This window comes from Eubacterium sp. CAG:156, from assembly GCF_000434315.1.
GTDB lineage: Bacteria > Bacillota > Clostridia > Lachnospirales > Lachnospiraceae > Eubacterium_U > Eubacterium_U album.
On record NZ_FR878149.1, the window covers coordinates 21,661 to 33,876 of the forward strand.

12 protein-coding genes are annotated in these 12,216 nt (G+C 32.4%); 1 reads left to right on the forward strand and 11 read right to left on the reverse strand.

Annotated features, from left to right (window positions below; all coding sequences use genetic code 11):
* Positions 1-8: 8 nt before the first annotated feature.
* From ABMA45_RS03970 to ABMA45_RS04020, 11 genes are all read right to left on the reverse strand, one after another.
* Positions 9-659, reverse strand: a complete 651-nt coding sequence (locus ABMA45_RS03970; protein WP_022088588.1) for a 4'-phosphopantetheinyl transferase family protein — start codon at positions 657-659, stop codon at positions 9-11.
* A gap of 125 nt (positions 660-784) precedes the next feature.
* Positions 785-1,261 carry a DNA-deoxyinosine glycosylase gene (locus tag ABMA45_RS03975; RefSeq protein ID WP_022088589.1) on the reverse strand — a complete coding sequence of 159 codons (477 nt, stop codon included), beginning with the start codon at positions 1,259-1,261 and terminating at the stop codon, positions 785-787.
* A 750-nt stretch (positions 1,262-2,011) separates the two neighbouring features.
* Complete coding sequence (locus tag ABMA45_RS03980) at positions 2,012-2,485, reverse strand: hypothetical protein (RefSeq protein WP_022088590.1); 474 nt, start codon at positions 2,483-2,485, stop codon at positions 2,012-2,014.
* Positions 2,486-2,756: 271 nt separating this feature from the next.
* Positions 2,757-4,337, reverse strand: coding sequence for an SIR2 family protein (locus ABMA45_RS03985; protein WP_022088591.1), 1,581 nt, complete (start codon positions 4,335-4,337; stop codon positions 2,757-2,759).
* Between the two features lie 11 nt (positions 4,338-4,348).
* The gene (locus ABMA45_RS03990; RefSeq protein WP_022088592.1) at positions 4,349-5,326 is read right to left on the reverse strand and encodes a DNA-methyltransferase; all 978 of its coding nucleotides are present in this window, start codon (positions 5,324-5,326) and stop codon (positions 4,349-4,351) included.
* Positions 5,327-5,334: 8 nt separating this feature from the next.
* A complete protein-coding gene (locus ABMA45_RS03995) occupies positions 5,335-6,219 on the reverse strand; it encodes a HindIII family type II restriction endonuclease (RefSeq protein WP_022088593.1) in 885 nt (294 codons plus the stop codon).
* Positions 6,220-6,346: 127 nt separating this feature from the next.
* A complete protein-coding gene (locus ABMA45_RS04000; protein ID WP_022088594.1) occupies positions 6,347-7,609 on the reverse strand; it encodes a plasmid recombination protein in 1,263 nt (420 codons plus the stop codon).
* Positions 7,610-8,031: 422 nt separating this feature from the next.
* Complete coding sequence (locus tag ABMA45_RS04005; protein ID WP_022088595.1) at positions 8,032-8,277, reverse strand: hypothetical protein; 246 nt, start codon at positions 8,275-8,277, stop codon at positions 8,032-8,034.
* Between the two features lie 252 nt (positions 8,278-8,529).
* Positions 8,530-9,930, reverse strand: coding sequence for a virulence-associated E family protein (locus tag ABMA45_RS04010; RefSeq protein WP_022088596.1), 1,401 nt, complete (start codon positions 9,928-9,930; stop codon positions 8,530-8,532).
* Positions 9,931-10,065: 135 nt separating this feature from the next.
* On the reverse strand, positions 10,066-11,118 hold the full coding sequence (locus tag ABMA45_RS04015) for a site-specific integrase (RefSeq protein ID WP_022088597.1): 1,053 nt from the start codon (positions 11,116-11,118) through the stop codon (positions 10,066-10,068).
* 3 nt (positions 11,119-11,121) lie between these two features.
* The gene (locus ABMA45_RS04020) at positions 11,122-11,322 is read right to left on the reverse strand and encodes a hypothetical protein (protein ID WP_022088598.1); all 201 of its coding nucleotides are present in this window, start codon (positions 11,320-11,322) and stop codon (positions 11,122-11,124) included.
* 165 nt (positions 11,323-11,487) lie between these two features.
* Here ABMA45_RS04020 and ABMA45_RS04025 point away from each other — a divergent pair, with 165 nt between their 5' ends.
* The gene (locus tag ABMA45_RS04025) at positions 11,488-11,979 is read left to right on the forward strand and encodes a helix-turn-helix domain-containing protein (RefSeq protein ID WP_022088599.1); all 492 of its coding nucleotides are present in this window, start codon (positions 11,488-11,490) and stop codon (positions 11,977-11,979) included.
* Positions 11,980-12,216 lie beyond the last annotated feature (237 nt).

Here is a 12,216-nt window from a genome sequence, read left to right on the forward strand (position 1 = left end):
CTATTATTTTATAATTTCTCTATCGTATATTCATTATCATTTATGTTATGACATACTGACACTAAATTGCTTATTCCAATTTTCATTTCAGTTATCATCGTCTCTTTGTCTGCAATAATTTTTGGCCTTTCCTCTTCGAAATCCACTTCAAATGTATAAAATGGTCTTATCATTCCTGTCCCTTCCATTTTTACATAAGCTTCTTTTATAGTCCACACCCTAAAAAATCTCTGAAGTTTTCCCTGTTCTGTTCCTATATCATAAATGTATTTTTGTTCTTTAGGAGCAAAGCAGGTATTAACAATCCTTCTTTCTTTCATAGTAAACTTATTCTTTCTTTTAACATCTTCAGTATCTATCCCTATTTCATAATCAGAAACAACAGCTACTGCATACTTATTTGAATGTGATATGTTAAATTTAATTTTACCATCTTCAAATGAAGGCTTGTTATATTTGTCAATTAATATCTTACTGTCTTCTTTTTCAGTTTTTCTTATATGCTGTATAAGAATTCCAGCTGCAAGACTTTGCATTTTTTTATCTTCCTGATTTATTCTATCTATTTTATTTTTCCTATCTTCATCCATCATTTCATAATATTTTGAATATACTGATTTATCAGATAATTTTTCTACATTATAGTAATATATTTTCATAAAATTATTTACTCCCTTTTGCAAGTTATATGTTTATTATTGTTTTGTTCAAATTCTAATTATTTTATAAATTATATTTTGCTATCTTTCTATTCTAATTATTGCTATATATATTTCTTATTTAATCACTCATTTAGAATCTTCCATGCTTCAACAAGTCTGTCTATATTCCATGCAGCATTTGCAGGGCTTGTGGATGGAAGGCATATTGCTTCTTTCATCACTATCTGTTTCATATATTTGTTATAAAGTGAATACGCTTTCTTTCCATTAACAAATATCTGTTTTATATCTGCTGTATTTAATATTCTTGTCAAATCATTCACTTCAACATTTTTAATGCTACTATCAGAAGACCCTGTAATTTCACATGAATGAATTACATCCCACACTGCCACTTTATTATTAAGCAAAAATTCTTTTTTCTCATGAATTGTTTGTGGTATATTTTCATTAAATATGGCAGCTAATACTTTCCAAAATCTATTCTGTGGATGTCCGTAAAAGAATCCTTCTTCTCTGGATTTAACAGATGGAAAGCTACCTAATATTAAAATTTTTGATTTTTGATTATATATTGGTTCAATTGGATGTGTAATCATAATGTCTTCTTTCTTTTTATTTTAATTATCATTTATTATAGCATAAAATGTTTTGTCAATCATTGCTATCCCCGATTTGCATGTATATATTTTTTATTTCTATATATACAATTAATATTATAAATTATAGGAGCAATAAAATGAATGAAAACATAAAAAATTCTTGGTATAAACCTCGCTTATACCGCTTTTGATGATATACCCAAAACATTGATACTAATCTAATTATCCAAAATATTTAGGCATCCCCGAAAATTTCGGGAATGTCTACTATTTCGCATCAACCTCTCTTATTGATTGCTTTGCAATCAATAAGCTCGCGGCATTCATAGAATACCTGCGAACCCTATAAATAAAGGAAAACCACGGTTTCGTGTAAACACGACCGTGGTTTTCTTTATTTATAGTGAGCTTGCGCTCTATTCCGAGAACACCTCGATTTCGCTGACGCTTCATCTCGGTCGGGACTGTCGTCCCATAAATAAGCAAAAGAAAGTCCATTTGAATGCAAGCACTCAAATGGACTTATTTTACTTATTTATGGTTCTCTTAGTAAAACGAAAATTATTCAACAATTGTAGCAACCTTACCTGAACCTACTGTTCTACCACCTTCACGGAATTATCTCATCATTGTTTAGTGTTTTTTATTTAGTTTTCATTGCATTTCCTGCTTATTTTGGTTGTCTGTACTGTCATTATTTCTATTTGCAAAGAAAAATGACGACTGTTTGACGACTGCATTCCACTTTTAATATTTCTTTTTTTTGTTTCCAATTATTTCATCAAAACATATTAATTTAAAATTCAAATACTCTAATTCATCGTGTTGCATATGTATTGTTCGCGACATTGTAACTAATAAAATAATAATTCCCGTCACTACTAACGTGCCAAATGTTTTTTTCGTCATATTAAAATATGAATTTATAGGAACGTTTCCAATCATCAAAATAGCAATAGATATTGTCATTCCCCAATATGCAAACCTCACTGAAATAAAATCACTAAAATTATTTTCTTCAATACTTTTAATATTTACGAGAGTCGCTAATTTGTTTTCTTCAAGCTCTCTTGCTGTTTTTTTTCTTAACACTTTAATTATATCTCTTTTTAACTCTACATATGAATTTGCTGTTCCAATTTCATTCCCAAATTCTTTTTTTGCTAATTGGTTTATGATTTTTAGCGAGCCTACTCCATTTGGTAAAAAAATACCTTTCATATTTTATTTATATTTCTCTCCTTTTAATTCTTTCTATATTCTACATATATATTCTTCAAATTTTTCAATTTTTGCCAAAATTATTCTAGAAATAACCATTGACTTTTCTATATTATCAGAGTATGATTAGCGTAGTCATTAAAAAGTATATTATTACTTAAATGATTATATAATATTTATGAGAACATAGAACATTAAATGTTCTTTAATAACAAGGGAAATGCTAGTAATGTTTTTGGTTTTACCAAGAAAGGTTTACTAGCATTTCTTTTTATTTATAATTCTCTCTAAAATCTAAACATAAAATGCATCTTTTAGCATTTGTTTCTTTTGCAATCTCGTTTCTATAATTTTCAAACAAATACACACATGCCTGTCTAAGTTCTCCCACTGTTAACCAATCCATATTTTTTAAAACCGCCATTGCCGCTTTTCTGCAGGTTTCCTCCCCTTGCATACATTCTAATAATTGTTCATATGTTTCAAATACCTGAACATTTTTTAATGTTTTTACAACATTTTTAGCTATTATTTTATTAATAGAATTATGTTCTTCTATGTACTTGCCTAATCTGCTATCTTCAGGTATTTTCTGATTTTTTGCATATTTAAACACTGGAAGTAATCTATTAATTGCTATTTTCTTAAACCTCTCCGAGCACATTGCTTCAGCATCAAACTTCTTATTATCAAAGATAATATCTTCAAATATTAAATCTTCTTCTAATAAACCATATCCATACTTGTTTAATATATTCTCCTTGTATCCAATCGCAATAGCTAATGGTTTAGCTGACAAATCCATATCTGTAAGATCATCAATTCCTACAATAATTGATTCTGCTTCTTTAGAAGACATATTTTGATCTACAATTGTTTTAACCACTCTTCTTGTTTCTCTCACTCTTATAGGTGAAATTCCTGGTGTGATTTCTGACAATTTATCGTATACCAATCCAAAATTGTCTGTCTGTATTTCTATAAACGGAATTTCTGTTCCATTTTTTGTCATAACTGTTCTCTTAATTTCAATTAATTCTGTTTCATCTTTTTTATAACTAATAAAAATAAAGTGCTTTCTTATCCCTTCTAACTGTGCCTCAGATAAACAACTTAAAAATTCTTCTATAATTTCTTTTATATTTTCATCTGTAAACGAATACCCCATAAAAATAATTGGAGCCTCTGCAAATAAGGTTAACATTTTAGCAATTATCAATTTTCTTGATTCTTTAAATTTATTATAATCATCCTCTGTTATAACTATTGATCTTGCATCTGTTGCGCTACCATGTATTTTATATATTTCTGCTATATCATAACTGTCTGCTGAAAACAATTCATGTTGTCTTACAAATACTTTGAAGTCATTTGGAAAGACATATTTTTCTAAAAAAGTATCATAATTTGTTGTTATAATTGCTGATACTTTATTTTTTAGATTTTTTAATTTTAGTAATTCTTCTTGCAATTTAGGAGAGCGATTTAACTTTTGTTTTTTAAAAAAATCTGCTAAATACATTTTATACGGAGAAATCCCTCTTTTTACCCAGCTTGGGTTATTCTTATTTCCTATGTTCATTCTTATTTTTCTGTCAAAAAAAGCATTATTAAACTCATTTTCAATAAGACTCCCCATATATATATTAGTTTCAAAATCTGACATATTTTTTCTCTTACAGCTATCAATATGTTTTTGATACTGAAACGGATCTTGTTCAAATTTTGCAAATGACATTTCCAATAATTCCTGCCATGATGGATATTTGTATAAATATCTTTTTGGTATCCCTGAACCTATAAATAAAACAGGCGGCCTATTCATTTTCACAACTTCTTCTAATACCGTCATTTCTCCTCCTTTTATTCAATCTTCCTACTTTTTTTATATTTAGTTTGATTTTCATTTTTTTCTTTGTTATTAAGTCTTTTTATTCTGTCTTCTTCCTGTTGCACACGAGTTATTGCATAATTCATGTATTGCTCTTCCTTCTCAAATCCTATGTATCTTCTGTTACTTCTTATTGCTGCCACCATAGTACTACCTGATCCCATAAAAGGATCTAATACTATTTGATTCTCCTTTGTTGTTAATTCTATTAATGTCTTTAATAAATGTATTGGTTTTTGAGCCTCATGATATCCCCTATCTTCCTCTAATTCTTCCGTTCTTAAAATATTAGAACATACCTCTATTCCTGAATTCATATATTGATTCTCTTTTAAAGATAATTCGTTATACGCACCCACTTCATATTTCAACACATTGTCAGTTAAAGTTGTTCCTTGTGGATATGGTTTTATAAACCATAAAATAGGTTCAAACACTGGTCTTAGATTTCCTAATTTCCATCCTTCCCATTTTTTGCTGTTTTCCAAATCATTCCTTCTATCTAAAACACTAGATACTCTTTGTGCCCTATGTGCTGCATGGGATTTTTCCCATGCTATCATATCCTTAAATGTAAATCCAGCCTCTTCCATTGCACATATGCACCTATGCGCCAAACGCCTACCTGCAAAAATAAAACATGAAGCTCCCGGCTTCAACACTCTATACCACTCAGGTGCCCATTCAGCACACCACTCTTGATATTCTAATGGAATTTTTTTATCTGCTTCACTCCAACCATTTAACGGCTTTCCCCTTTTTTTGAAAACGGCTCCTGCCTTTTCTTGTGCGGGACTATGTCCTAATAATCCACAATTTGTATTTGAATGTAACACATCCCATTCATCCAAAGAAATACCATATGGTATATCTGATAAAATAAGATGTATTTTCTCCGTTTCAACCTCTTTTATAAGTTTTATACTGTCACCTTTTTTTAAATAACTCATATCTTCATCTATTCCTTGCTCTCAAGTCTCTTTATTAGTCTGTCCATTGTATCAGTCTTCTTTTTTTCTTCTTTAATCAGTAAATTAATAGCGTCTTCTCTTGACAGTTTCTCTATACTTGATATTTTATTGTTCAAAATATTTTCCTTTTCCCTTTTTGCTCTTCGTGCAACATATTTATTATATTTGCTTATTTGAGCATAAAAAAACTCTTTGTTAGTAGAAGTACGATTGCACAAATTATCACTAACCTTTTCAAAAAAATTCATTGCACGGTTATTTAAGCATGTTCGGCTTAATCTTGCATCATATGACCAAATTGGTTCTAACGAATATGTATCCGTTTCCACTATATTTCTGTCTATCAAAAATTTAAAATGCTCCCATGAAAAAAAACATGTCTTATTATTCAAAGCTTGCTCATATATTTGACTTTTTTTAGCTGGATATTGATACAGCGGGCAACACAATAATGCAAAAGTATCTGAATCACCTACCCAATTATCTCCTAACGCTCCTACTTTAAAATCTTTTTGATTTTTTGCTGTTCTTGACAATCGCATAGCTTTAGAATCTGCAACTAACGAATATCCGTGGTACTTACTTTTTGCCGAAACATCCGCACTATTTCCCCTTGCTTCTAAGACCTCTGATTCAAGCCCTACTTCTTTAAAACATCTAGCCAACACAATATCCGTCACCTTAGAATATACTTTTTCTTCAGTACTTGATGGTTTGATTGATTGAGGTATTGCCCCAATGTCTAATAAAATTTCACTTATTTCTTCTTTTTTTAATCTGTCCACATAAGCCATCAACCTTTTTGAAGCTTTTGAGAAATCTTCCGTACTATTTTTTTCTATTTCCTTTATTAACTCATCATATACCGACACAGTGCACCCCTCCTTGTAAACTAATCTTGTCTGTATTTTATCACATTTATTATGATTACTCTATATTCTTTTTATAATTACATATATGCACCGTTTAAAATATTACGGTTTTAATTATATTCAATTTTTATATATGCATTTGTATATGACCATTCTCTCTTTCCTCCTTCCCCATCTCTACAATCCTTTCATAATCTTCATCCTTGACAAATTTCCTAAAATATTCCAGTATAAACTCTGTCCCTTCCAACTCATAGATTCTTTCAGCTTTCTCATCAATCTCCTGATCCATACACTTTACTCTCCGTCTAAGATTTTCGTTTGCTTCTGCCAGTCTTTCTCTGTCTTCATTTGCCTGTCCCAGTTTCTTCTTCAATTCCATTGACTCTGCAAAGCAGCTTTTCGCCATTTTAACTATTCTTTTAAATATCCTGTTCAAACCTACAAGAAACGGCATTACAATCTTTTCTCTGTAAGATTTTGCACTCATCAGTCCTTTAGGTTCTTCCGGTCCTTTTGTTACTTTATTTTCAAATTCCCGAATGTCCTTTATTCCCCATTGTGCCACTGCATCTGCTTCTTTCAATTCTTTGTAAGTTTCTTCCAGCTTCTTATCGGCTCTTTGCTTTTCGGCAGTCTTTTTCAATATTTCATTATTCATAACCTCAACATTTTTTACTGCTTTTTCATATTTCTCATTTTCCTTTTTTACCTTGTACTCTACAACCGACAAATCATTATTCCATCCTGTTTGTTTGCTTTTAAGAAACTCACCAAGCCATACGAATATTCTGTTATCCACACATTCTCTTATTTTTCCCTGCAAGACCTCTTCAAGAAATTCCTTTGTGCATACTTTTCTCTTTGACACTTGCCTTGACATTCCCTTTTTAAATCCGTCAGCTACGGGAACTGCCACCACGTGCATGTGTGGGCTTGCCTCATCATAATGTATTACTGCATTTGCCACAACAAGATTTGGTGCTTCCTTCTGTAACATATTAAGCATTTCCTTAAATGCCACATCCATCCTTCTTCGCTTGTCAGGATTCTTATCCCAGAACTCCTTGTCTCCTATCTGAAAAATAAGTTCCACTGCCATGTCCTTGTTTGACTTTGCAGTCTTTTCAAAATAATCATCAATCTTTCTGTCGTCCCTTGTCTGCTTTTTGTTATATTCCCTGACTGCTTCGTCAAACTGTTCCTTATATACTTTTTTTACATCCTGCACTAATTTATCCGTACCCCATAAAATTACAATGTTCTCCTTATCATAATCATTGGAGTGGTACTTTCGTAAATTGTGCTTTGCAACACCTGAGAGTTTCGCCTTGCTGTTAATGGCACTGTTCTTCTGACTCAGGTGTGCTGAATATGATAATCCTGCCATAATCTCACTCCTTTTTTTCTTTTATTGTTTTGATACGTGCGGTGACACCTGCACGTTGTTAGTCTTTAGTAGTCTGCCCGAGGCTGTTGAAAACGGGTGGTTCTTATCAATTTGGCTCTGCCATAATTGATAACCCCCTAGCACTTTTGACAACCCAAAGTGCGGGGTCTCTGCCGAGGGCTTTATGTCCTTACATTACCTTACTTATCCCACAGCCGACTGTATGTGTGTGTATGCCTTATGGATTTATTACACCCGGCTGTAAGATTTAACTTTCCGACATTATGTCGCAAAGTACGATTATCGCCATAGCAGCGTTTCCACCTACACCAATATGTAAAGCTATGGCGCAATCTTTATTTCCATTGTCTGCTCTTCAACCTGCAAGTGCCACTTGCTGGTCTTTAACATTCAACAGAAACTTAACAACGGAAATCCTCCGGGATTTCCTTTCTGTCAAGATAATCTTTTCTTGCATTTTCTCTCTCCTCTACCGATTCGGCAGTCTTGCTTTCTGTATAAATGTTTCTCAAAATCATCTTATCCATCTTATCTTTAAGACCTGCCTTAATCAGTTCCGTTTCGTCCTTACGACCATATATAAAATACTGATATATCATTCGAAATAAATCCTCATCTATTTTTATCCGCTTAATCTTTTCAACCATACAAATCTCCTTCCGTAAATTGAAAATGTAAATCGGCTTTAAAAAACTATATTTTTTTAGTTTCATTTAGCCAATTTACAATTTACGATTTACAAATTTCAAAACATCCCATAAATAAAGGGATTGAAACCATTCTGATGTAAATTGGCTCTTTTTTTTACGTCATTTCCAATTTACAAATCCATCATTCCGATTTACAAACCACCCAATTTACATAACAAATTTACATTTTTAAAAGTAAATGACATCATGTCACTTACTTTTTCCTGTAATTTCATCAGATTCAGTTTTAAGATTTTCCAATGTTTCCTGCTTAAAAGGAATGTCCTCATCCCTCTCTATTTTCTCAAAACCATTTTCCTTTTTTCTCTTCCATGCAAGCTGGGTTCCATATCCTTCCTTAATGAATCTGTGACTTTTCACCTCTTCCCACTGTTCTGCAAATTTAAGCCTCATGATGCTCGTAATCTCTCTGGATTCGTACTGTTTCGGCTTGCAGTTTTCGTGGTGCAACGCTCTCTCGTAAATCATCTGAACACATACAAACTCCTCATCCGTCATTTCAAGAAACATCTCAATGATGCCCACAAGAGTATCCTGAGGCATACATTCCTTCTGAAATTCAATGAGTTCTTTTTCCAACTCCTTATTAAATACAAGTTTAGTGTTAATGCCCTTTTTATACATATTCATTATTTCAGCCCAGCACTGTTCTATGTATGCCCTTGTTTCTTCCTCATCCTCCAACGGATGATGCAATGCCTTTTCCTTATTTACCATTACCGGTACAAATCTTCTGTTACCTGTACGGTCAAATGGCAGGAAATCAGCATTATTGGAAGAACCCACAAATATGCATTGTCTTGGTCTGTCTTCAGGATGGGTTTCATATGGTACCTTGTAAGTTTCACTCTGACGGCTTAAAAATGACTTAATGTCCTCAACACTTCTTGCATTACAGGTTGCAAGCATTTCCGCCATTTCAATAATCCAGTGTCCCTGAATCTTACGAAACACGTTGTCATCATCAAGTTTTCTTAAGTCATCCGAAAACCACTCATTTTCCATTGCAAGAAGTCTTAGAAAACTTGACTTTCCTGCACCCTGCCCGCCTACCAGACAAACCATATATTCAAACTTACAACCGGGATTGTAAACTCTATGTACTGCTCCCATCATCATTATTCTTGTTGCTTCAAATATGTAATTACTTTCATCTGTTCCAAGGTATCTCGGTAGCAGATACCTAAGCCTTGAGTTTCCATCCCACTCCAGACTTTCTAGTTTGTCTATAATGGGATGATAATGGTTGTTGTTGCCTACAATGTCAATTGCACGTTTAATGTTTTTATCTCTTGTAATTCCGTAAAACTTTTCCATTCTAAGCATTATGTTGTTAAAATCTGTATCGGTAAATGTCTTTGAACGCCTTCTCCAATCCATCTTCTTAACAATGTCTGTCTTACAGGAAAGTTCATTACGCCTTATTGCATCCTTTAACATTGGGTCATTATTTAAAACCTCAATTACATTTTCAATGGTTTGTCTCGGACTTCCATCAGAACGTTTTTTAAGGCTATCCCTTATAGCCTCTATTTCTTTATTATCTGTGTCCTCCACATTGGAGGATTTATTTATTGTATTGTCATTCATCTTTTTGTTTTCCTCCTATCAAACAAATTCTTCTTGTTAGTGGAAGAAACTCTTGCTATAATTCAATTGTCAGTTAAATGTAGCAAGGGAATCTTCCCGGTTACAACCAGCCCTTGGCTTTATGCCTTGGGCTTTTTAATTATGGTTATTGTCAATTAAATCCGCAACGCTTCTTGCTTTGTTAGGATATAAATGACCATAAGTATTTAACGTAATTCTTATATCCTTATGTCCCAGCCTTTCCTTAATAAGTAATGGTTCTACACCTTTATCAATAAGATAAGCAACGTGACTATGTCGCAAATCGTGAACTCTTATTTTCTTAACATTAGCCTTTTCGATTTGTCTTCTCATTTTGTTTTGTAATGCACGACATCCTATAGGAAATAACCTTATATTTTCAGGTAATCCATATTGTCTATCACACCATTCTTTTATTTCTTCTTTAAGAAAAATTGGAATTTCAACAACTCTTACTGACTGCTCTGTTTTAGGTGTAGTAATAATATCTTTACCATTTGCTCTATAGTAAGTTTTTGTGATACTGATTCTGTTGTTATAAAAATCAATATCCGACTTAGATAAAGCCAGCAGTTCTCCTTCTCTTATTCCTGTCCAAAATAAGATTTCAAACATTATGTAATATCTGTCTGACTTATCAACCGTACTTATAAACTGCTTGTACTCATCTACTGTCCAGAACGTTAAGCTGCGCTTATCATCTTTTCCCATTCTCTTTACTTTTTTACATGGATTATTAGCCAAATCATATATTTTCGTTGCATGTGTAAATAAAGCCGTTAACTGATTTTGAATCATTCTCATATATGATTCTGACAGATTTTTCTTATAGATTTCATTCTGCCATGCTATAATCTGTGCAGGTTTTATGTCTGACATTTTCATATCTCCAAAATATGGTATAAGATAACTGTCAATCATATATCTCTTATTTTGCTTTGTTCTTGATTTAAGCTCATTTTCCTTATCCTGAAAATACTGCTCCACAAATACTTTCATACTCATTTGAAGATTTCCCTGCTTCTTTAGATTTCTGTCACATTCATATTTTTTTGCTTCTCTTTGTGTCTTAAATCCACGTTTTTTCTTCTGTTTATTCACACCATAAACATTAGGTTCATACCATTGTGCAACCCACTTTCCTGTGCTTTTGTCTTTGAATGCCATAACTTAATTCTCCTTTTCTGATTCTTTTAATCCAAATAATTTCTGCTCCAAATAGGCTTTTGGAATTTTTCCTGCAACTACAAGATATCCGCCTTTAGAAAGTTCTTTATTTAAATCTCTTATAACTCTATATGCATGACTGTTAGAACAATGTAGTAACATTCCAACATCATTTACATCTAATAAATACTTTTCATATATCATACACTCATCTCCTTTCTGTATACGTTTTTCGTGCGGTTGTGTCCACATTATAATGTACGAACTTCGTACTGTCAAGTGTTTTTCGTAATTATTTTTATTTGTAGTATACTTTTTTCGTACACTGTGTTATACTATATAAAAATTTAGAAAGGTTGGTACCTGCAAATGGGTGATGGAAAAAACCTAAAAAAAATCCTTGATGAACAGGAAAAAAGTGTAAGATGGCTGGCAAAAGAAACCACAATCAGCCCTACAACACTTTATTCTATTATTCAAAAAGACACTGCTATCAGATTTGACTTTGCACTTAGAATAGCCAATGTCCTTAATGTCGAAGTTTCTGACATATGTTCCGATTCAGCCCTCAAAGCTGAAAACTGGTCCGATGAAAGCAAGATTATATTACCTGAGCTTCCACATGGATTTGATAAAGTTCTGGACGGAAACAGAATCAAAACTTATTTAAAGAATTCTCTTTATCCATTAATGGAATTGTTTGGAAAACAAAGTATGCCTAAATTAGATGAACATTTAACTAATTATTATCAGCTAACTGATGAAGGCAGACGTGATGTAGATAGTTTTATTGAAGCTCAACTTCAAATCAAAAAAGATCCAAAAAGAGCTGCAGATGTAAAGAAAATTACAAGATGGTAAGTATGAACTCCGAGTAAATTCGGAGTTCTTTTTTGTTTGCAACAAGTCCTCATTCTTTTTAGGTGAATTTTGACGACACTTTTGACGACACTTTTCTGAAATTCATCTTGTAAGAACGAAAAAAAGGCATCCCCGAAAATTTCGGGAATGCCTATAAATACTAGGTTTCTAGCTTATTATTCAACAATTGTAGCAACCTTACCTGAACCTACTGTTCTACCACCTTCACGGAATTAT